Origin of the sequence: Thermoleptolyngbya sp. PKUAC-SCTB121 (assembly GCF_016919485.1) — a bacterium.
GTDB lineage: Bacteria > Cyanobacteriota > Cyanobacteriia > Elainellales > Elainellaceae > Thermoleptolyngbya > Thermoleptolyngbya sichuanensis.
This window is the reverse complement of record NZ_CP070366.1, coordinates 885,128-908,415: the sequence shown is the minus strand read 5'-3', so window position 1 is coordinate 908,415 and position 23,288 is coordinate 885,128. Positions and strand designations below refer to the sequence as shown.

Here is a 23,288-nt window from a genome sequence, read left to right as displayed (position 1 = left end):
ATTTCTCAATGAAAATTTCTCACTTTAGTTTGGACTAATGGTGAAGAGGAAGGCAGTCAATGAGAAGCACCGACTGCCGTAAGGTCAATGAAGTACAACCAACATTGACCCCATGATTTTCAACGAACTTCAGCAATTTCGCCAAACGTTGTATGCCAGCTTGGGAAACGCCAGAGATGCCCTGTTTGATCTGATGGATGCCGTGTTAGTGAGTGCGTGCATCGTGTCGTTTGTGAGGCTATCGCAGAGTCCTGTCTTTCGTCGCCAGTGGTCGAGCCCCTATGAAGCGTTGCGCGATAGCCGCCTACCCCGCTCAAAGGTGCTGAAGCTGTTGGTGCAGCAGATACCGACTCAGCAGCAACCGTTGTTGGCAGGTGATGCGAGTCGGTGGAACCGTCCTGCTGCCAGGCGTTTGAAAGACCGCACCTTATCAGGCAGAACAGGACATGCCCCGATAGCCGGACAAAACTACAGTACCTTAGCCTGGATTGCTGAAGACAGGGGCAGTTGGGCATTACCATTGCGGCATGAGCGCATCACCAGCTTTGAAACACCCGCCAGTAAAGCGGCATTCCAACTCAAACAAGTGACTCGGCAGTTAGCGGTGCGTCCGTTGGCGATCTACGACCGAGGGTACGGCAATGCCAGTTTTGTCAACCAAACGGCAGGGATTGAGGCAGACTTGCTGCTGCGGGTTACATCCAATCGATGTGTCTATGGCGCGCCCCCAGCGTATCGAGGGCGAGGCGCACCTGCCAAGCATGGACATAAGATGAAACTCAATGACCCTGACACTTGGAGTGTCCCGGTCGAAACCGTTGAAGTCGATGATCCCAACTGGGGACGAGTGCGGGTCAGTCGTTGGAGTGCATACCATTTCCGCAAATCCCCAAACGGGCAATGGAAGTGTTGCGCGTGGAGGTGCTGGAGACACAGAGCAGCACGCGACGCTTGGCTCCTTTGTGGTTAGTTTGGCTGGGTGAGCAGATGCCTCCGTTAGAAACCCTGTGGTTGCACTACCTCCGTCGCTTTGCCATTGAACACTGGTATCGCTTTGCCAAGCAGAGGCTATATTGGACACATCCCCAGTTCAGTTCTGTATCGGCAACCGAACAGTGGAGCAGCCTGATGCCGTTGCTCAGTTGGCAGTTGTGGTTAGCGCGAAAGGACTGTACTGACCACCCCTTGCCCTGGCAGGCACCGCAAGAAACGTTGACTCCGGGTCGGGTCGCACAAGCGTTTGCAGGCATTTTGGCAGCGATTGGCACCCCTGCTCCTGCGCCTAAACCTCGTGGTAAATCGCCAGGACGAGGCAAGGGGCACAAGCCAACTCCTCGTCCCTGCTATCCGATGGTCAAAAAACGAGCCTCGAAACGCAAGACATCCGAACAATCCCTGAACAGTCCGGTTGCAACAGCAGCTTAACTGCGAGCAGGATTGTATCCAATTCCTTAAGTTCAACTGTTATGAACGGTTGAGCAGATTCTTTATGGCATCCTGTTGAGCATTATTGTGATGCCAGTTAGTCCAAACTAAAGTTAGTCCAAACTAAAGCATTATTAGTCGGCGGGATTGCCTCATCGGTCAGAAACAGTAACAGATGAGCGCGAATCTTCTGATAGCGTTTGAGCAACCTTTGTCCCTCGACTGATTTGGGCTGCAAGTTGAGAAGCTCTCGGAGTGACCCACGCAATCGAGCGCAATACTGTTCGACGGTCGAGGTGGCAAGGATCTGTCGTCGCCGTTGCAAGGCGATGGCTTTGAGCAACAGCCGTTTCATCCGGGGCGCAAACAAATCATCCCCTGCATCAATCGCATACTGACAATCACGCAGTTGATGCGCTAGACATACTTGCCAGTCTTGGGCCGGATGGGCTGCCTGAGCACTGAATAAGTCAGACACCCAAATCTGCGGTTGATGCCCAGCCATCACGGTATCAATGACCGTTTTGCCACGAGTGGGACGAATCCCATGCAGACACACCTGGTCGTTTTGAAACACCCATTCCCACTGGTTTTTCCCATTCACCCGCGCCCCGGTTTCATCCCTACCAACTAGCCGAGCACTGCGTAAACGTTCCACGATCTTGGCAATTGGAGTTTCTAGCTGCCCCTGCACCCGTTGCAAGAGATTGGCAATGGCTCCTTCCGACAGCTTTAGACCGTAAAGGTCGCCCATCAAGTGGCTCAACCGTTGGTAGCTGATCGCATGGCTGTAGCGTAGATAGGTGACTAGACTCGCAACACTCGTACCAAAGGGAGACCCTGGCTCTAATCCGACTGGAACCGGAGCCTCATACGCCTTTTGGCAACACTGACAAGTCCCACCGTAGCGTTCAACTCGGGTGATGTGAGGGGTCAATCGGGGCAATTCAATGCGCTCGTAAATCCCACTCAATCGCTGCATTGATAATATCAATTCTCTAAATACCCGCTACACATAGAGCATCGACAATCCAATCCCACTGAGTCAGCGATCGCAGCGACTCCGCCGAAAGGCGACAAACCCACTGGCTGATGGCGTGCTGGAGTTGGCAAACATCATCAAAGTGAACCCAAGCTAGCTCCCGCTTGAGTTCCCGCCAGACCCGCTCAATGGGATTGACCTCAGGGCAATAAGGCGGCTGAAACACCAAGATGACATTGTCCGGTATCGTCAGGGTCTGAGCCGTATGGGCTGCGGCATTATCCACCTGAATCAGATGTAAATCATCGGGGAACTGAGCCGCAAAGCTGTGCAAAAACGCCTCAAAACAGGAACTGTCGAGATGAGAAAACTCGACTATCCACGATGCACCGCTCAGCGGTTCCACTAGACCGTACAGCCACCGATACACAAAGTCCCATTGAACTGAACCAATCGGCTGCACCCCAAAGCCCGTCAACTTGCGATGTTGAACCGTCAGCAGTCCGACGCGGCTCTCATCGCTGCACCAATAGCGGATTCGCCCCCCGTAGCGTTGTCTCAAGGCTGGCGGAATCGACTGGCTTATCTGGGCTGCAAGGTTTGCTGAACGGACTCGCACGCCCCAGGAGTCTGCTTCTTTGACACCGGACGGGGCACTTTGAGCTTCGCTTTGAGCCGATAGCGCACCGTCTTATGCACCGTCTTGTAGGGGACGGGTTGACCATGCACCGCTGCGAGCCACTGCTGCACTGCTCCATAACTGCTAAAGCCTTCTGGATCTTGCAGTTCCCGTTCCAAAGATGCCAGGACTTCACCGCTAATCGCTCGCGGTCGTCCACTGCGAGATGCCACCTTCACCAACGCTTCGAGTCCACTCTGTCGATACTGGCTCAGCCAACGAGACACGGTCGTGCGATGGCAACCGCTCAGTTGGGCTAACTGCTCAACGCTCTTCGCTTGTCCGGTTTTTAACCACCACAACACCTGTACTTTACGGCGCTGTGATGACCGTTGCTGTTGTTCCAAGACGGCTTTTAGTTCTTCTGCTGTTTCAGCGATATCGATTTTGAGGACTCCACTCATGGCGGCTCGCTCTAACGTCTTCTTATATGTAGCAGATCTTTGGAGATTTGATATCAGTGTGCAACGTCCCAAAAGGTATCCGGGGGGCGATCGCCCAAAGGTGTCGGTGCTGCCAGATGAGGGCGATCGCTCAGTTTGTTTGCAACGTCATTCATCAAGCAGCAAAGCGTCACGCAGCAGGTGGGTTGAGACCGTTATCTGGGATTGTTCGCGGCGACGAAACGCACTCAGAGTACGGTGGGTAGGGGCAGTTAGGTTTGGGATAGCTTGGGAGTAGCAGAGTAAGGGTCAGCCAAACCGGCCAGTGCATGCTCCCACTGACAACGCTGTTGCAGCGGATCGACCGTTCTTGCTCGTAGAGCGACAAAGCCAGTCTGCAACTGCTGACCCTTGCCGTTATATGGCTTCAGTGGGGATGGCGATGCTTCTTACTCCAACTGTTCAAGGGCATCACGGACATCCACTAGGTGATTGTTGAACACTTCAAGTGCCGCATCGAGAACTTTAAACAAAGCGGGATCACGTACAGAGTAGAACACATAGTTCCCTTGCTTGCGGCTGGTGACTAAATTGCGACTCCGCAGCACAGCTAACTGCTGAGAAACAGCCGAAGCTTCAATTTCAAGCCATTCTGCGATATAGCCGACGCTTTGTTCTCCCAGTCGTAGCGCATCTAAAATTTGAATTCGCACAGGGTTTGACAAGACTTTGAACAGGTCGGCTTTGAAGTAGCTGGGCTTGAATGTCATTGTACGCTTATCTCTATAGCTTCAAGTTTTGCTAGATAGCTTATCATTTACCCTGGCAAGGGGTACCCTGAACTGCGCCAGCTAACGGGTTATGTCGCTCAAACAATTGCGTGATGATTATGTGGGTCAATGACTGCGCTGAAACCATGATCGACATCGAAAATTTTAACGTCAAGCATTGTGTTATCTAGTTTATTTCCTGTATTTCATCGAGCTAAAAAGGAATTACTCTAGAGGTGCATCAAACATGACCTCAAAAAAGGAATTGGGATATATTCGCTGCATAAAACTGCAATGGCGCTCAGCTTCTATGCGTGATGAAAATCGACTGACTATTAGACTTTGCATCGATGGTAATTGACGAATAACACACCAATCCAACCCTTGAGTCGTCGATGCAGAAAGCTGATTTTCAAACTTGCGAACAAAATAATTCATTGAGAAGCTTGCCAAAAATTCGGACATAGAAACTCTGCACCGCTCCCCGAGCAGTGCCTATGGGCAGGTAGCCATTGCACAACTAAGAGCTGACAGAGACTATAACTTGAGTATATGCAGCAACATTAGCATATGCAAGACTTTGAAGATAGATACATGCTAGGATGCAAAACTAATGGAGGTCGATTTCAATTGTGGCGCTAGGTCGCTCTGGACAATTGCTGGGGCAATGTTTCCTGAGCCATGAGGCTGGAAAGCTGCTTGAGGGCATAAAAGATGTAGCTCTGCTCGTTTTGGCGGTATTTCGCTTCAGATCGCTCCCATGAGTGATGCACCTCCAGACAACTAGGGCATTTCAAATTTAAGTAAGGAGTTTTACGTATCTAATGATCGATCAGGCTGTAACTGCGACAGACAGTAATCGTTTCCGCTGGCGAAACCTATTAGTACACTGGCGGGGCGATTTGATGGGAGGCTTGACGGCAGCGGTGGTGGCCCTGCCTTTGGCGCTTGCCTTCGCGATCGCCAGTGGCGTTGATCCCAAAGCCGGACTCTACACGGCGATTGTGGCCGGTGGCGTTGCTGCCCTCTTCGGCGGCTCCCCGGTACAAATTACTGGTCCCACTGGGGCAATGGCTGTGATTTTGTTGGGCATTGTTGCTAAGTACGGTATCGAGAAGGTCTGGCTGGCTGGAGTCATGGCGGGGCTGATTCAGATTGCCTTAGGCGTGGCTAAATTAGGACGTTTGGTCAAGTTTATTCCCTACCCCGTCACAGCTGGGTTCACCAATGGCATCGCCATCATCATCTTTTGTGGGCAGTTGAATAATTTCCTGGGATTAACATTGCCTCGTACAGAACACTTTTTGCCTGGTTTATGGCAAACCTTGCATCATCTATCCGAGGGGCACTGGTCGTCGATCGCGATCGCGACTGTGGTGATTGTCACCAAGCTTCTGTGGGCTAAACTGCGAACTCCTATTCCCGGCTCATTGGTGGGGTTAGTGTTGGCAGCGCTATTGGTATCGGGATTACACCTCGATGTCCCCACTATTGGCTCGATTCCCCAGGCATTGCCGATGCCCCACGGTATTCCCCACTGGCAAGACTTTGGCCTAATTCAGGAATTGATCAAACCAGCTTTAGCCCTAGCGGCTCTGGGGAGCATTGAATCGCTGCTATCAGCGGTGGTGGCGGATGGCATGACTGTCAGCGAAAAACACGATAGCGATCGCGAATTGATCGGTCAAGGCATTGCCAACATGGTTGTGCCCTTCTTTGGGGGCATCCCCGCGACAGGCGCGATCGCCCGCACTGCGGTCAACATTCGCTCTGGGGGCAAAACCCGACTCTCTGGCATCATTCACAGTCTGGTGCTACTGCTGATCGTGCTACTGCTAGCGCCCTTAGCGGCTCGAATTCCCCTAGCAGCCCTCGCTGGAATTTTGATGGTTACCAGTTTGCGGATGCTGGAATGGGAGGCGATCGGCTTACTAATGCGGGCAACCTATGCCGACTTCGCCGTTATGGTATTGACCTGGGCAGTGACCATTTGCTTTGACCTAGTTCTAGCCGTGGAAGTCGGGTTGATTGCTGCCGGAGCACTCTTTATCAAGCGGATGAGTGAATTGAGCATGGGCAAAATTCCTGAAACAGAAGCCTTCCCCCCCGGCATTCCCCTAGAGTTGGGCAAACAAATCGCAGTATATCGGGTGGATGGCCCCATGTTTTTTGGTGCCGCCGAACGCTTTGTCACCTTCCTCCGTGATGAACCTGAAGTACGCTACCTGATTCTGCGGATGCGGTTTGTTCCTAATATGGACACTACAGGGTTAGTCGCCCTTGAAGACATATACCACGATCTGAAGCGACGGGGCTGTCAACTATTGCTTAGTGGCTTACAGCCAGAGGTCAAGCAACTCCTCGAACGCACAGGCTTGCTTGAGCGCATTGGTGTGGAGAACTGTTTTGACAGTACTGATGCTGCCGTCAGATCCCTCACCTCTCAGTTATTTTGTGAGTTGCCGTCGCCCTCCCGTCAGAAAAATTCTGAGAAAATCACGGTCTAAATTTACACGGTCTAAATTGAAAAGCTCAGGGGGAGGCGGTCAAGCCTACCCTCATACCTCTGGCATAATGCTCCAACCGAATCTATGGCTAAACCTTTTCAGGCTGAGTTCAATAATTCTTGTTGCTGTTGTCACCAAGCAGCTAGAGTGACTCGCCGACACTTTCTAAAGGGGGTATTGACTACTGGACTAGTCTCTAGTGTAAATCTGATGTTTCCCCAAAGCGCCCGGGCCAGTGAACATCAAGCCGAGGCATTGGTGCTGACCTGTATCGACTTTCGCTTTGTGGACTTGGAACAATCCTTTTTGTCCGGTCAGCATTTAGATCAAGCCTATGATTGGGTCACCTTAGCCGGAGCATCCCTAGCTCTCACTGGGTTTCCCCACCCCGCAGAGGCAGAAGCATTTTGGGATCAGTTGGCGTTGTCTAGACAATTGCATAACATCAGCAAAGTAGTCATTATCGACCACCAAGACTGTGGAGCCTACGCCAGTGTATACAAACAGCCATTCTCTGATCTGATATCTGAGCAAAACCTTCATACTCAATATCTGACTCAAGCCTATGAGCAAATTCGGCAGCGCTACCCTGACTTAGACGTAGAGCTTTATTTTGCTAAGCTCACAGGTGAAGTCAGTTTGATATCTTCTCATCAGAGCTGATTTATAAAGTAGCTAAGCTGCCAAGCGCTTGAGCATCAATTGAATCATGGCACCGTAGATCATGGCTTCACTCATTTCGCAATACAATTCGTAGTCTTTGCTCAAGCGTCGATAGCGATTCAACCAGCCAAAAGTTCGCTCCACAATCCAGCGCTTAGGCAGAATTTCAAACGACTTGGAGGTTCGTTTGATGACTTCTACGCGGACAGGTTCTCCACAGACCTGTTGGACTGCATGGGCAAACTTCTTGCCGCTATACCCCTGGTCTACCCACACCACCTCAAGCCGGGAGAGTTTATCGCTGGCTTCATCGAGCGTGACCACGGCTCCAAGCCGTTCTGAGGCATTCGCTTCGGTGACTAATACCCCAATTAAAAGCCCTTGGGAGTCTACAACGAGGTGGCGCTTACGCCCCTTAACCTTTTTGCCACCGTCGAAACCGTAGATGCCCCCCTTTTTTCGGTGGTCTTGACCGATTGGGAATCAGCAATTGCCACACTGGAGTCTATGGTTCTGCCCATTTTCTGCCGCAGGTCTGCTCGGCGTTGGTCGTGCATCTGCTGCCAAATCCCCTTGCGATGCCATTTGCAAAAGTAGAAGTACACCGTTGTATACGGGGGAAGGTCATGCGGTAGCATTTCCCACTGGCATCCAGTACGCTGCACGTAGAAGATTGCGTTGAGGATTTCTCGAAAGTCCACTTCACGGGGACGACCAAAGCCTTTACCGGCAGGTATCAGCGGTTGCAAAACGCTCCATTCTGCATCTCTCATATCACTGGGATAGGCTTTGCGCTTGGGATTGGCGATTTCCGGTAGGCGACTCATAGGCGGGCTTCAGAAGCATCTCTTTCAGACTAAGAGCTAATTTATGAAGCAAATCTTAAGAAACCTGAAACTCTTGGCATGTGTGGCTTTGAGGTCATGTTTGCCCAGGAAAAGCGGTTTCTCGGAAATCCTTGATTAACAAGGCTTTCAGGCTCCTTTACAAATTAGCTCTAAGAACTTGGGGCGATCGCGCTGTTGACTATTGTTCTGCCCAAAGATTTTGTAGCTTAGCTCACAGAAGTCCGTCTAAACCCGGTTGCAACACTACATCCAAGATGAGGGAAACCCCGCCCCAGTGGGTAATTGCCGCCCAAAAAGCAGGGATTACCGACTAGCTGTGCTAAAATTGCAGTGTAAAACATAAGTGCGCTACCCATTTGCGTTGCTGCTTTTTAGTTGCAGTTTTTTTGACTTAGGATTTTTTTAATTTAGGTTGCATTCAAGCTATTGCGCTTTACTCACAATCTTCCTCTAGTAGGGGGTTTTCAGACTCATTCATTTAGCCTCAGCTTCTAAAGATAAGTTTCACTTTTTTAAAGTCCTACTTTTGAACTGAGCCGAGCAAGGTTCATCCGCTGTCCCTTTGTACGCCAGTGAGGATCATCGAGTGATCGCAATCACACCTCGTCCCAATGGGCGAAAGTGGGGTACTGTAAGCTTTGCGTCTACTTTGCATCTGGGTCCAGTCTTGGACTTGCTGCTGGCTGACATTCCGCCGCGCTGGAGAGCAGAGGTGCGTCTGGGACTTCAGGAAGCGCTGGTTAACGCAGCAAAGCACGGCAATAATCTCGACCCAAACAAAACCATTCTGGTTGAGTTCTACATTGTCAATAACGAACACTGGTGGATCATTTCCGACCAAGGCTGCGGGTTTGACCCTGCGGGCCCATGCCGAGAGGATTGTGTCGGTCGATCGCCCCAAGAGCAGCGAGACTGCGGGCGCGGACTCTATATTCTCCACCAGATTTTTGACCAGGTACACTGGAATACGGACGGCACAGAGCTTCGCCTTTGCAAGCAGGTTCGGAGCCGGGGGCGTTTGCCACTCCTCTCTTAGTAGACACTAGTGGGCGCTCTCTGCCCGAAGTTGGGTCTTTGGATTCCGATTCTCCCAGGCGCGTAAGGCGGCTCGATGCACGTCGCTCCAAGAAACTTGGCGATCGCGGGCAATTTTGGCACAATCTTCATACTCTGGCTGGACGTTGAGCAGTTCTCCGCTAACGGGATGTTTCCCCAGCTTCATTGGGACTTCTCCGAATTCCGTCTCGACCGTCTGAAATTCTCGATCGAGGGTGGTTCGCTGCTGCACTGACTCACGAATACCCAGCGTCGTAGTTTCGCGAAACAGGACGGCTTTGCAAATTTCGGCCAGGTCAATTGGGCAAATCACCGTAATCAGCGTGCCCAGGCGCGATTTTTTCATGGTCACAGGCTGCGTAAACACGTCCAGCGCTCCGGCTGCCAGCAGAGATTCTAGCGTGTAGGCGATCGCCTGCGGGTTTGCATCGTCAATCTGCGTCTCCAGAACCGTCACCTGGGAATTGGCTCCTGGCTCAGCAGTGGACGCTACGGCTCTAGCAGACTGGGGTAAGGGAATCCCCGATGGAGCGGTGTGAGTCGTCTGTCGATAGGCCCAGCTACCTGCCCCCAGTTTGGAGGATTCTCCAATCCACAGCCGCAGAATATTGGGAATCGGCAGCTCGCGCCCGCCCGCGCCCAGCCCCACGCGGGTCAGCGTCATCGGGGGCGGCGGGCCAAAGCTGGCTGCCAGGGTCGTGGCGATCGCCGCCCCGGTCGGGGTCACCAGTTCTCGCTCGATGCCGTTGCTGTAGACTGGCACCTGCCGCAGTTCCCACAGCTTCAGCACCGCAGGCGAAGGAACCGGGAGCCGTCCATGGGCGGCCCAAATCGTGCCCCCGCCCGTTGGCATCGCCGAGCAATAAAGCTGCTCAATGCCCAGCCAGTCCAACCCCAAACAGGTTCCCACGATATCCACAATGGCATCTGTCGCTCCGACTTCGTGGAAGTGAACCGCCTCGATGGGAATGCCGTGAACCGCGCTTTCGGCGATCGCCAACTGCCGAAACACCGCCAAACTCGACGCTTCCGCCCGAGGCGACAATCCTGCTGCCGAGATCAACTGCTCGATGTCTGCCAGATGCCGCGTGCCTGCGTGATGGTGTGAGGCAAGATCATGAGACGGATGCTCAGAATCACGAATCGCGTCTGTGGCATTGTCTAAAGAATGGGGATAAGCAGCCGGATGCTTGTGTGGATGCGGATGAAAATGACTTGCAGAATCATCGGAAAAATCAGACTCATGCGTGTGACTGTGACTCTGGTGAGGATGTAGATGAGAATGTGAATCCGAATACTTTCCTGAATACCGCTCGACCGTATTTTGATTAATACTTTGATTAGTTAAATCATCAGATAAATCATTAGAGTGAGGTTGAGCATAGGCACGCTGAAAGGTTGAATGAACATCAACGCCTGGCTCTCGATGAGCCAGCGCCTCTGGATCAGGCAAGGCATTCAGATCCACATGCAGTTTTGTTGCCGATTGCCCGTTTCGCTGCACGGTTTCGACTCTTAGCATATATTCATGGGAAATGCCCAATCGCCGAAGCTGCGTTTCCAAATACTCCAGCGGCAACCCTGCGTGAATCAGCGCCCCTAGGCACATATCTCCGGCAATACCCGTCGGGCAGTCTAGATACGCAATCTTGGTCATAGATGAGCCTTGGAGTTGAGAATTGGAATCGAGAAATTGGAGTTGAAAAAGTTGAGAGAACTAAACCGCTAGGCGGTGTCTTAAAACTTTCTAGGTCGTTGATTGCCTTGAGTCGATCCCCCTGCTTGACTGACAAAACAGGTTAAAGCTGGAACGAAAGCCATGCGGGAAGCAGAGCATGATTTAGGCTGAGAAGTAACCACACAAACCAGTCAAATCAATGTCACCGACTTCCCGTCTTTATGATGCGTTGAATGATTTTCTGCGTCAATGCGACATTCAGTGGCAGGATGCTCGCCATCTGCAAACACTGTGCTGGATGATCATTGGCATGATTGGAAGCCAAAACGTTCATCTCAATGGATTTGGGGTGTATGTGAGGAGTCGCGCTCAAATGGCTCAATCCCACCAACGCCGGTTTCGCCGCTGGTTGTCGAATCGGCGGATCAATGTCGCGTCCGCTCATCATGCGCTGATTGGGCAGGCTCTGTCCAACTGGCAGACCCAACGACTCTACTTAAGCCTCGATACAACGGTCGTATGGAATTGTTTCTGCATCGTCTGGGTCGCAGTGGTGTACCGAGGAAGAACGGTTCCGGTCGCTTGGAAAGTGGTGGCGCAATCAAGCAGCACCGTCAGGTTGTGGACGATTCAACGGGTACTGCGGCAAGCGCAACGGCTGATGCCCGAAGGTGTCGCGATTGTCCTTTTGGCAGACCGAGGGTTTGCCGATGGCAAGTTGATGAAATACCTCCGGGAGAATCTGGGTTGGCATTTCCGCATCCGCATCAAACGCTCCTTCCAATTTCAGCACCAAGGGCAGTGGCGCCAGGTATCGTCGGTTCAATTGCAACCAGGACAAGCTTACTTTACGCCTGCAGTGTCGGTGGGTAGAACAAAGCCCTACGACAATGTTTACCTTGCCTTTGCCCACGACAAACTCAGCAGCGAGAATTGGACAATTGTGAGTGATGAGCCGACGAACTTGCAGACGTTTGCCCAATATCGACTGAGATTTCAGGTGGAGGAGTCGTTTTTGGATTTGAAGTCCAACGGGTTTAATCTCGAAGCCTCCAGACTCAGAGACAAGGTTGCCCTTTCCCAGTTGTGTGGGGTAATCGCCTTGACGATGCTGTTCTTAGTTCTCCAAGGGGTGCAAGTGGTCGCATCCGGCAAGCGTCGCCAAGTCGATGCTCACTGGAAGCGCGGCATGAGTTATCTCAAGCTGGGCTGGAATTGGATTCGGCTGGCTATCACTCACCAGTGGAAGATTCACGTTTATCAGTTCCTCTCCTGTTCACCTGACCCTCAACCTGCCATCGCATCAAGGCGACAACACGATGACTCCCTAAAGCGTGAATTCACTGTCCTCAGCCGTATTCCAGCTTCTTAGTTTTGTCAGTCAAGCAGGTCGATCCCCCTAAATCCCCCTTAATAAGGGGGACTTGCAGAGTGGTTCGGCTCGGCTCCCCCCTTTTTTAAGGGGGGCTGAGGGGGGATCGAAGGGTTTCAAAACACGCCCTAAGACAGCCCGTCCTCAACTAATCTACAGTAAATAACGGTCGGGTTCAGACCCTGAGATTTGCGGTATATCCTTCACGCAGTTATTCCTGGCAGTTATTCCTGGCAGTTATTCCTGAATAGGCACTTGCTTGCTCCCCTCTGCCCTAAAATCGGCCGCGGGCATAATCACTACGCCCACAGCCGATGGTCAATCGATTAGAAGATGAATCACATATTCCAAGGGCAGGAATAATGCCGACCCAGAGATTACGGTTGTCCTGGCTGAACCGTGCCATTGGGATTCGCCATCGGATCAGTGTTCATAGAATCTGGGTTCATAGAATCTGGGTTCATAGAATCTGGGTTCATAGAATCCGTCGAGCTTTCGGGTGCGCCCATCATCGGATCAAGAGACGGGTCAGCGCTCTGGGGAGGGGCTGTTTGGGGGGCAGTTTCAGGAATCGTCACGTTGACATCCGGGGGCGGAGCCTGCTGGATGTTTACATCGGGGGGTTGAACGTTCACCTCAGGGGGCTGCGCGTTCACTTCGGGGGGAGCAGCGGGTTCGACCTGGGGCTGGGTATCGCTGCGCTGGGCCAGCGCGATAAATAAGGTGGTAAAGCCTGCGATCGCAGCCAGCATCAGGCCGAGAAACAGCCCCCCAGAGGTATTGGCATTGTCTCGCGCAATCTCGGCTTGACGGCGAGCTTCGTAAGCGTGAAGTCCGCGATCGCGCAATTCACGATTCTGCAATTCAGCGTTTTGCATGTCCCGAATGCGGGTCTCGTTCTGCCGACTATAATCAGGGTTACTCATGGTTTATCACCTCAGCTCATCAAATGGGTTTTTCCTGGGATTTCAAACCGTTCCGAACCTTGCTTACCCGCCATGAGTCGGCTTATGACAGAAGCCTGTTCATCGCTGAACGCTTCTATTCCAAAACCAATCTCAAAACCATCTGGTAAAAGTTCCGAAACATTACACATTAAGGTAGCCGCCTGGTTGTATAAAGCGGCTCTACCGCAGGCCGGGAAGCTCTGTCGTTCTCAGGGCAGAAGTGGCGAAGACATCAGGCGTAGGGTCAGGCTTCGGGAGTCGCAGCCCCAGATGAAGCGCTGGAGGCGTTGCTGAAGGGTTGTGGCAGCGACTCTAGCTGAAAATATTGATAAAACTTGTCGGTGATTTGTAGCCAAGACGAGCGGCTATCGGCTTTGCGGCGCTTGCGGACAAACCCTAGCTCCACCAACTCCTGAACGTGCTGGTAAGCCCCTGATCCGCGCAGTTCAACCAGATCCGAAAGCGTCAGCGGGCCGCGCAGGGCGATCGCCGCCAGTGTCCGCAGCGCACCCACACCCAAATCCACAGGTACCAGCTTTTGCAGCAGCGGTTGATAGGCTTCTCGAAGCTGCAAACAATAGCCCTCTGGCGTTTCCACCACTTCTAGCGCTCCGTCGCGCTGGGCGTAGTCGGTCATTAGCTCAATCAGCCCTTCCTCGGCACTGGGGCGATCGCATCCGGCATATTCCGCAATTTTGGCCAGCGTCAGCGGCTGCCCTTTCAGATACAAAATGGCTTCAATTGTGCTGGACAGTCGGGACATAGATCGCGCAGGACACCTACGAAATGTCGGGCAAGCTGGCAAACATCTGCTCTACAAGCTGAGCCGTTTTCGCATCGAGCTTTTGCCAGTCTACATCGCCTGTGTCGTCGAGCAAGCTTGTATCCACTTCGACTACTACGGTGTCGGCTAGGCTCAGCACAGGACTGTAGTTGCGAAAGCAGATCTGATAGCACAACTGCCAGAGGTCGATATTGACCTGATGGGCCTGATGCTGGAGACACAGCACGTAGCCCGGATGGGGCTGGGGCAGACGAGACAGCGCTTCCTGGAGGTCTGGGGCTTCTTCTGGAGTAGCGGATGCCAGCCGATGCTGAAGCGCTAGCACCTGCTGCTGTGTCTCCTTGGATACGCCATCGGGCCAGATGGGGTCGTTGCGGTAGGTGCTTTTCCAGGGCGACTGTTCCAGGGCTTTTCGCAAATTATCCAGCACCCGAATAAACACAGGCTGCATTAGCAGATTTGCCTGCTCCCAGGCGGCGCGACTGGCAAATTTGGGCTGGGTCATGGGAATCTGTCTGCGGGTCTTTGGAAAACCGTTTCAGGAGGTTATTTTCAGGGAGTTATTTTCAGGGAGTCATTTCGGCACAGGCGAATGAGCCTTGTTTATCTTCACACGAGTCTTATGGGGTTACACCCAAACTCTACAGTTCCTTTATGAAACAGCCTAGGCGATCGCCGTAGGATAAAGCTATCGACGGTGTTGCCTACGCAAATCCACTGAATTTCCTTTCCAGTTGCTCCGATAAAATCACTTAAGTCGAGTCGCTTAAGCTGAATCCTTTTTAGGATATTTCCTTTTTAGGATTTAGGGTACTTAGGATGCGTTGGGTTGTGAACCTGGCTTTTGAGCTTGCTGAAGGGCTTTCAGGGTGCTTGCTTGCACAACGTTCATGGTTAGCTGAGAGGGTGCAGATAGACGTTGATCCTGAGTCGTCATGCTGTCTGCACTCTTTTTCTTGTCTTTTTTGCTGCTTTGAAAAAAACGTCAGACGTTTTACCGGCTCTGGTTCCTAGCGTTCAAAACTTGACCCTGGTGTGGCATTAAAGTGTCGCCTTAAGAGGCGATCGCCCGAATCGTTTCAGCAGGCACAGTCGCAAAGTACTGTCGCCGAAATTGCTCTTCTTCAACCGCCGAGAGAAACGCCTCAATGGTCTGATTCACTTGGGCCGCTGTTGGCGACTGGGTAGACAAATCGGCTGGATGCCACTGAAATCGCAACCCATCGGGTAGGGCTGAGACCGTCATTCCCAGCGCCTGCAATGCCTGAATTCCGGCTCTCAGCGGGCGATCGCCCAGCCCCAGTTTTCGTAAAAGCTGCGATCGTGTTGCGACTTGCCCTGTGCGGCTGAGATACTTTGCCAGTCCCACCAGGGTTTGCCAGGATTCTAGCGGATCGACAGCGGGTGGAGTTTGATAGGCGATCGCCAGCCGTTTGCCGTCGTGCCGGGCCTGTCGCCCCCACACGCGCAAATCGTCCCACTGGGTCGGGCAGTCGGTCATCACCAACACCTTTTCTGCGTCGGCCGCGCCTGCCGGAAGTTCGGTCTGCCCGCGCCAGTCCAGCAGCCAGTCCGGTTCAGCAGGCACCATCGCAGCCCACTCGTCCGCTGCCGGACGAACAGCCACCAGCCGCACCTCGTAGCGCTTGCGAAACGGATTGAAATCCAGCTGCACCACCGCATCGCACGGCCCCGGCGGCATCTCGTCGCGATAGTGGCCCCACCACACGCCGTGAAATTGCCCGGTTTCATCCACAAGGTCAAACTCGGTTTTGATGTAGCGCACCTTGCGCTGCTTGAAATCGCGGATATTTTCATTGCGGACATTTTCAAAGCGACCCTGACGAATCAGCAGGTTGGGCGTGGGGTTGCCCATGCCGCAGGGTTCCAGCAGTTTCAGCGTTTGGAACAAGTCTTTTCCCAACTGGCCCACGGTCACGATCAAATCGACCGGGAGCAACAGCGGAGCAATCGCCCCCGATATCCCCACCTGCTGCCGGAGTTGCCGATTAATGCCATCCGCAAACAGCGGAATGTTTTCCAAAGGCAGACTCAGCCCTGCCGCCAAGGGATGCCCACCAAACCCGCTGAGCAAGTGCTGCTGACTGCCCATCAGTTCGTAGAGATCAATCGAGTTCACAGAACGGGCAGAACCTCGCGCCAGCTTGACGTGATCGGGCAAAGAACTGGCAGCATCCGATGCAGCGGGCTTGGAAGCCGCCAGCAGTGCGGCGCTGCTGAGCAAAATGGTCGGACGGCCATATTCCTGAGCGACTTGCCCAGCCACCAGTCCCAAAATGCCCACTGGCCACTGCGGATCTTCCAGCACAATCACGCCAGTCGTAGACAAATCCATCTGGCTTAGCCGCGCCGAGACTTGTTTGAACAGATCTTGCTGGAGGGCGCGGCGGCGAGTGTTTGCCAGTTCTGCTGCTTCGGCAAGCTGACGACAGCGGCTCTCGTCGCGGCTGGTCAGTAGCTCTACGCCATCGCGGGCATCGCCCTGGATGCGGCTGATGGCGTTGATGCGCGGCCCCAGCCCGAAGGAAATATCGGTAGGGCGATCGCCCGCCCGTTTGCAAAATTCCAGCAGCATCGCCACCCCAGGGCGCGGGGCCGTCGCCACGTCCTGATTTTTCTGAAGCTGAGCAATGCCCCGCTGCGCCAGATAGCGGCAGTCGCCCCGCAGTTCCACCAGGTCAGCAATTAGCCCGATCGCCACCAGATCCAGCAGAGTATCCAGCGGGCGCGTCGGCACGTCGGGCAGGGTTTCGTACAGCGCCTCCACCAGTTTATAGGCAACGGCAACGCCCGACAGGGTGGCGAGGGGATGATCCGCAGGCAGGCTGCGGGGATTGACAATGGCGACCACAGGCGGACGCTGGGCCAGCAGCGTGTGGTGATCCGTCACAATCACGTCCAGCCCCAAGCGATTCGCATGGTCGATCTCCGCCAGACTAGTGCTGCCCGTGTCGCAGGTGATGATCAGGCGAACGCCCGCCGCCGCCAGACGCTCGATGCCACGCTGAGTCAGCCCGTGGGATTCCGTGAGGCGATTGGGGATGACGTAGGAGAGGCGATCGCCTTGGGAAAAAAACTGTCCCAGCCCGTCCCACAGCACTGCCGTCGCCGTAATCCCATCGGCATCAAAATCTCCCCAGATGGCGATCGCCTCCTGCCGTTCGTAGGCCAGCTTCAGACGGGCGATCGCCCTCTGCACTTCTTCGCCAAACGCAAAGGGGCTGGTCGGCGAGTAGCAATCGGGGTTGAGCCAGCCCGCCAGCGCCGCTGGATCGCGAATGCCGCGCTGCCAGAGCAACTGAGCAGCATAGGTCGCCATGCCAGCGGGTGCATACTCGGCCGCTGCCTGCACAAACTCGGCGGGCGGCGACTCGTCGGGTGGAAGCTGCCAAATTGCCGACTCAGCCATGCAGGACAATCCTCCCAGGTCAGCCTCCTATTTTAGACCCCAGAGCGGCGGCCCCGTCAGGCTCCAAGCAGTTCATCCAAGGCATCCAGCGCTTCGCAACTGCCGCCGTTTGCCAGCCCCAGCGGATCGAGCCGTCGGGGTGGAGTCCAGGTAGGGAGGTGGGTCTGGGCAATCGCCGCGCCTGGAAATGGCTCCCGACCATGCAGATAGTCATCGGCATAGCGCCGGAATACTGCCTCCACCGCCGCACGGGTATTCTTCAGCCCCCACTCGGCGGCGATTTGCTGCGCCTTTTCCAGCACATCCGCACTCAGTCTTACTTTGTTGTCATGCATAGCTGTTGGTCCATCGACATCGAGTACAAACCGCGGACATTGGCGAATTGCGGATCGCCCATGACGGCAAAGAGCTTGCGCCCTTGCAGCCGTTCAGCAATCAGGTGGGTGCTGCCGCCCGTCACCAGAAAGCGCGTCACGCGGGGCATATAGGGGTTGTATTGCGATCGCACGGTTTGGAAAATGCCCTTAAACCAGGGGTCGAGATGCTCTTCCAGCCAGGGGGCCCAAGTTAGCTCCGTGTCGGCATAGGTGTGCCCAGCGCGAAAGCCGTCCATCACGATACTGGGGTCAGCGCTTGTCCCCAGTGCTGTGGTCAGCCGTTTGTCGAAGCTGATGGAGGCCGCCAGTTCATACGCGCCACCACGATCCATCACGTTTTCGTCAATTACTTCGCCCTCAGCGTCCACCAGCCGCGTTAGCCAGGTGCCGCCGCCAATATCGACGACGATGGTAAAGCCCGCATCGGGAATCATGCCCAGTTGCCGTGCATAGTGGTATGCACCCATGCCTTCGCGCTCCACGTCCACGCTTTCCACCATGACGCGGTAGTCTAGCCCGTTGCGCTTGAATTCGTGCATCCCGATGAGTTGCTCCCGAATCGCGTCCCGATTTTTGGCGGGTTCCGGGGTGGAAGCATAAACCTGCAAGGTGAACTCGGTACTGCCATTAAACGGCTCTAGACAGGCGTAGAGATGTAGGCGCGACAGTTCTACCTTGTTTTCCACGACCGTCTGCTGCTGGCGGCGGTATTTGTAGGCCTGTGCGCCAAAGTGGACGCGGGTTCCGTCGGGCAGCTCGATCAGCGGCGAAGCGTCGGAATAGCTGACGGCATCGCGCCCCGACGGTAGGTGATAGCGCACCGAGCGAATCGCCTTGGGATGACCGTTGCCATCAAAAAATTTGAGGTCGTAGTTGCCTGCATCCAGCGCCAGGGTGCGCGTGCCGCTTGGGGAGATTGCAGGGGGTTTACTTGCCCGCCTTGCTCTGGTACCTGTAGTCATAGAGCGTTTGTTTTCACCCGTTGAGTTTGCTGAGGTGGTACGTGGGGCATCAGGGTGCTGGAATTGGCTCTGGGATTGACCCTGGGATTGTCTCTGGGATTGGATCTGAGACTTGAAGATCAGCCATCCAGAGGTTCCGTTTGTCCCCATCTGTACCCATTTGGTGTTTGATACAAGTGTACTATATCATTCCCTTCCAAATTTTGGATCGGGCGATCGCCCCCATCGACCCTGCCCAGCATCGCCAAACACGCCAAAGCCAGCGCCCTAGCAGTACAGACGCACTCTAAAAAAGTTTGAGAAAATTTGAAAAAATGTAAACCAGGCTGGGATCTGGGGTCAGGCTTTGGGGCTTGGCGGCTGGTTGGTTCCGCCAGCGTTCACCGCGCCAGCGTTCGCCATTCCAGCATTTACTCCGCCAGCATTCGCCATCCCAGCATTCGCCACTCCAGCATTTACCTTGCTAACGCAATGATCGACCCACGCTAGGATTTCTCGATTCACCCGGTCAGCGCACTCGTCGTAGGGACAGTGGCCTGCTCCAGGCAGTTCAATCAGCTTTAGTTTGGGATTCATGGCCGGAAGCTGACGACCCCATACCAGAGGAATCACCCGGTCTTTTTCTCCCCACAGCAGCAGGATGGGCAAATCGACGGCTTGCAGAAGGGATTGGGTGCTGGGGCTAAAGTCCGTTTGGGTGCGGGCCTGCACCAGCCGACAGAGAACCTTCGCCGCGCCGCGATCGCCCGCCGGAATCGTAAAGCTCTGCACCAGTTCGTCGGTAATGGTTTCGGGATTGGCATAGACTGCCCGCAGCACCGAGCGAATCACGCCTGGCCGCCGAATCACGCTGAACAGCGGCTTCAGCAGCAGCGGCGACGAGAAGAAAGATTCAATTTCGCCCACGAAGCTTTGTAGCTTACCCGGCAGCAACTCCTGGCGAGACGCGGGCAAGGTGAGCAGGATTAATCCCTGAACCAGAGCGGGATCAGTGGCGGCGATCGCCAGCGCCACCAGCGCCCCCAGCGAATGCCCCACCAGCACCACCGGCCGCCCCACAATCTCGCGGCAAAAGTCCCGCACCTGCGCCATCCACAGGTCTACCTTGTAGTTTGCCGCCCCCTTTTCCGACGCACCAAACCCCAGCAAATCCAGCGCATAGACCGTGTGATGCTGGCTCAGCGGCTCCAGATTCAGCCGCCACTGGGTCAGCGCCGCCCCAAACCCATGCAGGAACACAATCGGCACAGCATCCGGTGCGGGGGTTTGCGCCCTTAGATAGGTATAGCGAATCTGCCAGCCGCGCCATGCCCAGTCTCGCTGAGAGCCAAGCTGCGTGTGCCAAGGAAGCCGCGGAGACAAAGCAGACATAGCGATCGCCAATCTAAACAACCTCCTCTTCATGCTATAGCACGGGGTCAAGGGTTAGGGGTTCAGGGTCAGGAGCCACCCGCGAAGCAGTACAGTATTCTGGTAAGTGCTGGATCGTGGACACCGGAAAACACCGCGTCTGAGGTTGATTGGGGAAAAACCGTTTTGCTTCAGACACCCCCAGACAATCCCTTTAAGCCCCAACCCCTCCCAGGATGCATCACCGCCCGACGCTATGAGCCTCTGCATCAATCCCCAGTGCACTGAACCCAATCACCCCGGCAACGACGGCAGCCGCTTTTGCCAAAGCTGCGGGTCGGATCTGGTGCTGCGGGAGCGCTATCGCGTCATGCGGCTAATTAGCGACAAAAGCGGCTTTGGGCAGGTGTACGAAGCCTACGAACGCAACGTGCCCAAAATCCTCAAGGTGCTGAAGGAAATCCACAGCGGCCACAGCAAGGCCGTCGCCCTGTTTCAGCGAGAGGCCGTGGTGCTGAGCCAGTTGCGCCATCCCGGTGTGCCTGCGATTGAGCCAGATGGCTACTTCCAGTTTTTGCCGCGCGGCAGCGAGTCGCCGCTGCACTGCATCATTATGGAAAAAATCGACGGGCCCAACCTGCGGGAATGGATGCGGCAGCAGGGTAACCACGGCATCAGCGAGGCGCAGGCGCGAAGGTGGATGCGGCAACTGACGGAGGTGCTGCATCTGGTGCATGAGCGTAACTATTTTCACCGGGATATCAAGCCCGAAAATATCATGCTGCGGTCGAATGGGCAGTTGGTGCTGGTGGACTTTGGCGCGGTGCGCGAGATGACCGCAACTTATCTAGCACAGCTAGGCGGCTCCGAAGGCGTGACCCGCATTAGCTCCGCAGGCTACACGCCGCCAGAGCAGGAAAGGGGGCAAGCAGTTCCCCAGTCCGACTTTTACGCGCTGGGGTGGACGTTTATTTACCTGCTGACGGGTAAGCAACCGACCGATCCTGACATCTACAATCCCCACGACAATAGCTTCCGCTGGCGGCAGTTTGCGCCGCAGGTGTCGGAGCCGTTTGCCGATTTTATTGACCGTCTGATCGCGCCCAAAGCGAGCGATCGCCCCAGTAGCACCCGCGAGATTCTGGAAGACCTGGCGGCGATCGCCCCACCCAGCAACCTGCCCCGCATCCAGGCTCTTGCTGCACGGCCCGCCGAAAGTCCCTCATCGCCCAGAACGACCCAGCTTCAGCCCGCGCAGACCCAGACCCAGCACACCCCGTTTCGCTGGAAGTATCCCTGGCTTTGGAGCAGTGCCACAGCGCTGCTGATTGGGCTGGCGGGCTGGGGCGGCTGGCGGGCTTATCAGCAGTTCAGTGGTGGAATCGTTGCGGTACAGCCGCTCGTCTCCAGCGCCACCCTCACAGGACACACCGGATTCATCAACCATGCCGTGTTCACACCAGACGGGCAGCGGTTAATCACCTGTGGCGCAGACCATCAGATTATCCTGTGGGACGTGGCCACCGGGCAGCCCCTCCGCACCCTCAAGGGACACAGCAGCTACGTGAATGCGGTGGTGCTAAGCGGCAATGGACAAACGCTGGCGAGCGGCGGCGCAGATAATCAAATTTTGATCTGGGATCTGCCCAGCGGCACAATCCGACATACGCTGGTCGGGCACACGAACGCGGTCAACGCGCTGACGATCGCCTCGGATGGAACGCTGATCAGCGGCAGCGCGGATGGCACGGTGCGAACCTGGAACCTGACAACGGGGCAGCCGATCCACACCCTAGAGGAACATGACGGGTTCATCAATGCGATCGCCGTTAGCCCCGATGCCCGCACGATCGTCAGCGGGGGCACAGATATAACTCTGATGGTCTGGGATCTCAGATCTGGAACGCAGCGACGAACGCTCAGCGGATTTACCGGAGTCATCAATGCGATCGCCTTTACGCCGGATGGTGTTGAGGTGTTGGCAGGCGGCACAGATCGAACTATCTATCGCTGGAACCTGGAGACAGGCGAACAGGGCAAACCGCTGACGGGATCGGCTGGGTTTATTAACACGCTGGCGGTGCGCGGCGATGGCAGAACCCTGCTTAGCAGCGATGCCGAAGGGCAACTGACGCTGTGGGATTTGGTGACTGGAAAACCCACCCACATCTTCGCAGGCGAAGGAGCGCCCCTTGACCATGCGGTCGTCAGCCCCGACTGGAGAACCATTGCTACGGGCAAAGGATTTAGCACCGTGCGTTTGTGGCAGCTTCCGGACGACGTGTTTTAGAGGATGTTTGAGAAGTTCTACTGTTTGTAGCAAAGCGTGCAAGATCCCCCTAAATCCCCCTTAAAAAGGGGGACTTTAAGGCGGTTTCCCCCCTTTTTAAGGGGGGCTAGGGGGGATCTCTGAGTGCTTAACACTACAGGCGATACCTTTTCAAACACCCTCTTAGAGATTTTCCAGACAATTTCAGACGGTTTTTAAATTTTGAATCTGAGTTGATCAATCCGACCCAATCTCTGCTAAAGTTCCACCCTTTAGTAGCTGTTTTTTAATGCTTTTTCAGGAGAATTATGCTCTATACCGACTACGCCACGCTCACCCTGTCCTCGCCCAATCTGGCACGGCTGCGGCAGTTCTACCGGACGCTCCTCGACATCGCTCCATCGTTCGAGTTTCCCAACACCTATGTCGAATTCCAGATCGGTCTGTTTCGGTTTGGCATCTTTCAGCCTAGACAGGAACACGCCGGAGAGTTTGCAGCCTCCCCAGGCGGTGCTATGAGCCTGTGCCTGGAGGTGGATAACCTAGAGCAGGCGATCGCCGCTGTAGAGGCTGCCCACAGCGCGATCGCCGCTGCTCCCCCGCGCCCCGCCAGCCCCATCATCACTGACTTCCACGGCCGCGAAGCCTATGCCTACGATCCCGATGGCAACCGCCTCATCTTGCACGAGTCGGGGCATCCCGCAACGTTCTGAGCCTTGCGTAACCCCGTAAGACGAACCGGAGGGAACAAACCGGATTGCTCCGGTTCGTCTTACAAGTTCGTCCTACAAGTTAGCTTTACAAGT

19 protein-coding genes and 1 pseudogene are annotated in these 23,288 nt (G+C 54.8%); 7 read left to right on the top strand and 13 right to left on the bottom strand.

Features of this window, described 5'->3' with window-relative positions:
- The first annotated feature begins 112 nt into the window (after positions 1–112).
- Positions 113–1,425 (top strand): annotated as a pseudogene (locus tag JTM80_RS03790) (NF041680 family putative transposase).
- Positions 1,426–1,522: 97 nt separating this feature from the next.
- Here the strand turns inward: JTM80_RS03790 and tnpC are convergent.
- The 4 genes from tnpC to JTM80_RS03770 form a co-directional block, all read right to left on the bottom strand.
- Positions 1,523–2,407, bottom strand: a complete 885-nt coding sequence (gene tnpC, locus JTM80_RS03785; RefSeq protein ID WP_172354234.1) for an IS66 family transposase — start codon at positions 2,405–2,407, stop codon at positions 1,523–1,525.
- A 16-nt stretch (positions 2,408–2,423) separates the two neighbouring features.
- Positions 2,424–2,969, bottom strand: a complete 546-nt coding sequence (locus JTM80_RS03780; RefSeq protein WP_172354233.1) for an IS630 family transposase — start codon at positions 2,967–2,969, stop codon at positions 2,424–2,426.
- Between the two features lie 20 nt (positions 2,970–2,989).
- Entirely contained in the window at positions 2,990–3,490 is a 501-nt protein-coding gene (locus JTM80_RS03775) for a helix-turn-helix domain-containing protein (protein WP_172354232.1), read from the bottom strand.
- Positions 3,491–3,918: 428 nt separating this feature from the next.
- A complete protein-coding gene (locus JTM80_RS03770; RefSeq protein WP_009555830.1) occupies positions 3,919–4,239 on the bottom strand; it encodes a helix-turn-helix transcriptional regulator in 321 nt (106 codons plus the stop codon).
- 905 nt (positions 4,240–5,144) lie between these two features.
- Here JTM80_RS03770 and JTM80_RS03765 point away from each other — a divergent pair.
- Both JTM80_RS03765 and JTM80_RS03760 read left to right on the top strand, forming a co-directional pair.
- The gene (locus JTM80_RS03765) at positions 5,145–6,746 is read left to right on the top strand and encodes a SulP family inorganic anion transporter (protein ID WP_225906753.1); all 1,602 of its coding nucleotides are present in this window, start codon (positions 5,145–5,147) and stop codon (positions 6,744–6,746) included.
- Between the two features lie 84 nt (positions 6,747–6,830).
- The gene (locus JTM80_RS03760; protein WP_172354230.1) at positions 6,831–7,409 is read left to right on the top strand and encodes a carbonic anhydrase; all 579 of its coding nucleotides are present in this window, start codon (positions 6,831–6,833) and stop codon (positions 7,407–7,409) included.
- 12 nt (positions 7,410–7,421) lie between these two features.
- Here JTM80_RS03760 and JTM80_RS03755 read toward each other — a convergent pair.
- A protein-coding gene (locus JTM80_RS03755) for an IS5 family transposase (protein ID WP_172353899.1) occupies positions 7,422–8,236 on the bottom strand; the annotation gives its coding sequence in 2 pieces (ribosomal slippage) (positions 7,422–7,858 and positions 7,858–8,236; 816 coding nt in all).
- Between the two features lie 607 nt (positions 8,237–8,843).
- On the opposite strand from JTM80_RS03755, the gene JTM80_RS03750 reads away from it, so the two are divergent.
- Positions 8,844–9,293 (top strand): anti-sigma regulatory factor, encoded by a 450-nt coding sequence (locus JTM80_RS03750; RefSeq protein WP_172354228.1) that lies wholly within the window; start codon positions 8,844–8,846, stop codon positions 9,291–9,293.
- Between the two features lie 6 nt (positions 9,294–9,299).
- Here JTM80_RS03750 and larC read toward each other — a convergent pair whose 3' ends face one another.
- Positions 9,300–10,970 (bottom strand): nickel pincer cofactor biosynthesis protein LarC, encoded by a 1,671-nt coding sequence (gene larC / locus JTM80_RS03745; RefSeq protein ID WP_205370631.1) that lies wholly within the window; start codon positions 10,968–10,970, stop codon positions 9,300–9,302.
- Positions 10,971–11,190: 220 nt separating this feature from the next.
- Here larC and JTM80_RS03740 point away from each other — a divergent pair, with 220 nt between their 5' ends.
- Positions 11,191–12,363 carry a transposase gene (locus JTM80_RS03740; protein WP_172353422.1) on the top strand — a complete coding sequence of 391 codons (1,173 nt, stop codon included), beginning with the start codon at positions 11,191–11,193 and terminating at the stop codon, positions 12,361–12,363.
- A gap of 377 nt (positions 12,364–12,740) precedes the next feature.
- Here the strand turns inward: JTM80_RS03740 and JTM80_RS03735 are convergent, their stop codons facing one another.
- From JTM80_RS03735 to JTM80_RS03705, 7 genes are all read right to left on the bottom strand, one after another.
- A complete protein-coding gene (locus tag JTM80_RS03735) occupies positions 12,741–13,289 on the bottom strand; it encodes a hypothetical protein (protein ID WP_205370629.1) in 549 nt (182 codons plus the stop codon).
- Positions 13,290–13,554: 265 nt separating this feature from the next.
- Positions 13,555–14,073, bottom strand: coding sequence for an SMC-Scp complex subunit ScpB (gene scpB, locus JTM80_RS03730; RefSeq protein ID WP_172354225.1), 519 nt, complete (start codon positions 14,071–14,073; stop codon positions 13,555–13,557).
- Between the two features lie 16 nt (positions 14,074–14,089).
- Positions 14,090–14,599, bottom strand: a complete 510-nt coding sequence (locus tag JTM80_RS03725) for a hypothetical protein (RefSeq protein WP_172354224.1) — start codon at positions 14,597–14,599, stop codon at positions 14,090–14,092.
- Between the two features lie 549 nt (positions 14,600–15,148).
- Positions 15,149–17,524: a single-stranded-DNA-specific exonuclease RecJ gene (gene recJ / locus JTM80_RS03720; RefSeq protein WP_205370628.1), complete on the bottom strand. Its 2,376-nt coding sequence runs from the start codon at positions 17,522–17,524 to the stop codon at positions 15,149–15,151.
- Positions 17,525–17,580: 56 nt separating this feature from the next.
- Positions 17,581–17,859 (bottom strand): hypothetical protein, encoded by a 279-nt coding sequence (locus JTM80_RS03715; RefSeq protein WP_172353189.1) that lies wholly within the window; start codon positions 17,857–17,859, stop codon positions 17,581–17,583.
- A complete protein-coding gene (locus tag JTM80_RS03710; RefSeq protein WP_172354222.1) occupies positions 17,841–18,863 on the bottom strand; it encodes a ParM/StbA family protein in 1,023 nt (340 codons plus the stop codon). The genes JTM80_RS03715 and JTM80_RS03710 overlap by 19 nt, the downstream gene beginning before the upstream one ends.
- Before the next feature lie 339 nt (positions 18,864–19,202).
- Positions 19,203–20,234: an alpha/beta fold hydrolase gene (locus JTM80_RS03705; RefSeq protein WP_172354221.1), complete on the bottom strand. Its 1,032-nt coding sequence runs from the start codon at positions 20,232–20,234 to the stop codon at positions 19,203–19,205.
- Positions 20,235–20,469: 235 nt separating this feature from the next.
- Here JTM80_RS03705 and JTM80_RS03700 point away from each other — a divergent pair, with 235 nt between their 5' ends.
- Both JTM80_RS03700 and JTM80_RS03695 read left to right on the top strand, forming a co-directional pair.
- Positions 20,470–22,503, top strand: coding sequence for a WD40 repeat domain-containing serine/threonine-protein kinase (locus JTM80_RS03700; protein WP_205370627.1), 2,034 nt, complete (start codon positions 20,470–20,472; stop codon positions 22,501–22,503).
- A 287-nt stretch (positions 22,504–22,790) separates the two neighbouring features.
- Positions 22,791–23,195 (top strand): VOC family protein, encoded by a 405-nt coding sequence (locus JTM80_RS03695; RefSeq protein WP_205370626.1) that lies wholly within the window; start codon positions 22,791–22,793, stop codon positions 23,193–23,195.
- The last annotated feature ends 93 nt before the right edge of the window (positions 23,196–23,288 follow it).

Bases quoted from the DNA above. Each gene is read 5' to 3' on its own strand.
- JTM80_RS03715 (WP_172353189.1), bottom strand. From the start codon at position 17,859: ATGCATGACAACAAAGTAAGACTGAGTGCGGATGTGCTGGAAAAGGCG.
- tnpC (WP_172354234.1), bottom strand. From the start codon at position 2,407: ATGCAGCGATTGAGTGGGATTTACGAGCGCATTGAATTGCCCCGATTG.
- JTM80_RS03770 (WP_009555830.1), bottom strand. From the start codon at position 4,239: ATGACATTCAAGCCCAGCTACTTCAAAGCCGACCTGTTCAAAGTCTTG.
- JTM80_RS03735 (WP_205370629.1), bottom strand. From the start codon at position 13,289: ATGAGTAACCCTGATTATAGTCGGCAGAACGAGACCCGCATTCGGGAC.
- JTM80_RS03710 (WP_172354222.1), bottom strand. From the start codon at position 18,863: ATGACTACAGGTACCAGAGCAAGGCGGGCAAGTAAACCCCCTGCAATC.
- JTM80_RS03740 (WP_172353422.1), top strand. From the start codon at position 11,191: ATGTCACCGACTTCCCGTCTTTATGATGCGTTGAATGATTTTCTGCGT.
- JTM80_RS03700 (WP_205370627.1), top strand. From the start codon at position 20,470: ATGAGCCTCTGCATCAATCCCCAGTGCACTGAACCCAATCACCCCGGC.
- JTM80_RS03765 (WP_225906753.1), top strand. From the start codon at position 5,145: ATGGGAGGCTTGACGGCAGCGGTGGTGGCCCTGCCTTTGGCGCTTGCC.
- JTM80_RS03695 (WP_205370626.1), top strand. From the start codon at position 22,791: ATGCTCTATACCGACTACGCCACGCTCACCCTGTCCTCGCCCAATCTG.
- scpB (WP_172354225.1), bottom strand. From the start codon at position 14,073: ATGTCCCGACTGTCCAGCACAATTGAAGCCATTTTGTATCTGAAAGGG.
- JTM80_RS03775 (WP_172354232.1), bottom strand. From the start codon at position 3,490: ATGAGTGGAGTCCTCAAAATCGATATCGCTGAAACAGCAGAAGAACTA.
- recJ (WP_205370628.1), bottom strand. From the start codon at position 17,524: ATGGCTGAGTCGGCAATTTGGCAGCTTCCACCCGACGAGTCGCCGCCC.
- JTM80_RS03760 (WP_172354230.1), top strand. From the start codon at position 6,831: ATGGCTAAACCTTTTCAGGCTGAGTTCAATAATTCTTGTTGCTGTTGT.
- JTM80_RS03725 (WP_172354224.1), bottom strand. From the start codon at position 14,599: ATGACCCAGCCCAAATTTGCCAGTCGCGCCGCCTGGGAGCAGGCAAAT.
- JTM80_RS03705 (WP_172354221.1), bottom strand. From the start codon at position 20,234: ATGTCTGCTTTGTCTCCGCGGCTTCCTTGGCACACGCAGCTTGGCTCT.
- larC (WP_205370631.1), bottom strand. From the start codon at position 10,970: ATGACCAAGATTGCGTATCTAGACTGCCCGACGGGTATTGCCGGAGAT.